Here is a 1,682-nt window from a genome sequence, read left to right as displayed (position 1 = left end):
TTTGGTTAAGTCCTCGATCGATTAGTATCAGTCAGCTACACATGTCGCCACGCTTCCACCTCTGACCTATCAACCTGATCATCTTTCAGGGATCTTACTAGCTTGCGCTATGGGAAATCTCATCTTGAGGGGGGCTTCATGCTTAGATGCTTTCAGCACTTATCCCGTCCACACATAGCTACCCAGCGATGCCTTTGGCAAGACAACTGGTACACCAGCGGTGTGTCCATCCCGGTCCTCTCGTACTAAGGACAGCTCCTCTCAAATTTCCTACGCCCACGACGGATAGGGACCGAACTGTCTCACGACGTTCTGAACCCAGCTCGCGTACCGCTTTAATGGGCGAACAGCCCAACCCTTGGGACCGACTACAGCCCCAGGATGCGATGAGCCGACATCGAGGTGCCAAACCTCCCCGTCGATGTGGACTCTTGGGGGAGATAAGCCTGTTATCCCCGGGGTAGCTTTTATCCGTTGAGCGATGGCCCTTCCATGCGGAACCACCGGATCACTAAGCCCGACTTTCGTCCCTGCTCGACTTGTAGGTCTCGCAGTCAAGCTCCCTTGTGCCTTTACACTCTACGAATGATTTCCAACCATTCTGAGGGAACCTTTGGGCGCCTCCGTTACATTTTAGGAGGCGACCGCCCCAGTCAAACTGCCCACCTGACACTGTCTCCCGGCCCGATCAGGGCCGCGGGTTAGAATTTCAATACAGCCAGGGTAGTATCCCACCGACGCCTCCACCGAAGCTAGCGCTCCGGCTTCTCAGGCTCCTACCTATCCTGTACAAGCTGTACCAAAATTCAATATCAGGCTACAGTAAAGCTCCACGGGGTCTTTCCGTCCTGTCGCGGGTAACCTGCATCTTCACAGGTACTATAATTTCACCGAGTCTCTCGTTGAGACAGTGCCCAGATCGTTACGCCTTTCGTGCGGGTCGGAACTTACCCGACAAGGAATTTCGCTACCTTAGGACCGTTATAGTTACGGCCGCCGTTTACTGGGGCTTCGATTCAGAGCTTCTCCCAAAGGATAACCCCTCCTCTTAACCTTCCAGCACCGGGCAGGCGTCAGCCCCTATACTTCGCCTTGCGGCTTCGCAGAGACCTGTGTTTTTGCTAAACAGTCGCCTGGGCCTATTCACTGCGGCTCTCTCGGGCTATACACCCTACCAGAGCACCCCTTCTCCCGAAGTTACGGGGTCATTTTGCCGAGTTCCTTAACGAGAGTTCTCTCGATCACCTTAGGATTCTCTCCTCGCCTACCTGTGTCGGTTTGCGGTACGGGCACCTCCCGCCTCGCTAGAGGCTTTTCTTGGCAGTGTGGAATCAGGAACTTCGGTACTATAATTCCCTCGTCATCACAGCTCAGCCTTTATGATGAGCGGATTTGCCTACTCATCAGCCTAACTGCTTGAACGCGCATATCCAGCAGCGCGCTTACCCTATCCTACTGCGTCCCCCCATTACTCAAACGGCGGGGAGGTGGTACAGGAATATCAACCTGTTGGCCATCGCCTACGCTTTTCAGCCTCGGCTTAGGTCCCGACTAACCCTGAGCGGACGAGCCTTCCTCAGGAAACCTTAGGCATTCGGTGGACAAGATTCTCACTTGTCTTTCGCTACTCATACCGGCATTCTCACTTCTAAGCGCTCCACCAGTCCTTACGGTCTGACTTC

The 1,682-nt window shown here is 54.2% G+C and carries 1 rRNA gene; it reads right to left on the bottom strand.

The window, feature by feature from the left end:
- Position 1: 1 nt before the first annotated feature.
- Positions 2–1,682: ribosomal RNA gene (locus ACRPLQ_RS26315) — 23S ribosomal RNA — on the bottom strand; the annotation flags it as partial.

The organism is Priestia sp. TRN 1309 (assembly GCF_050846875.1).
Classification (GTDB): domain Bacteria; phylum Bacillota; class Bacilli; order Bacillales; family Bacillaceae_H; genus Priestia; species Priestia zanthoxyli.
Note: the sequence above shows the minus strand (reverse complement) of the source record. Positions and strands in the feature narration are given on the sequence as shown.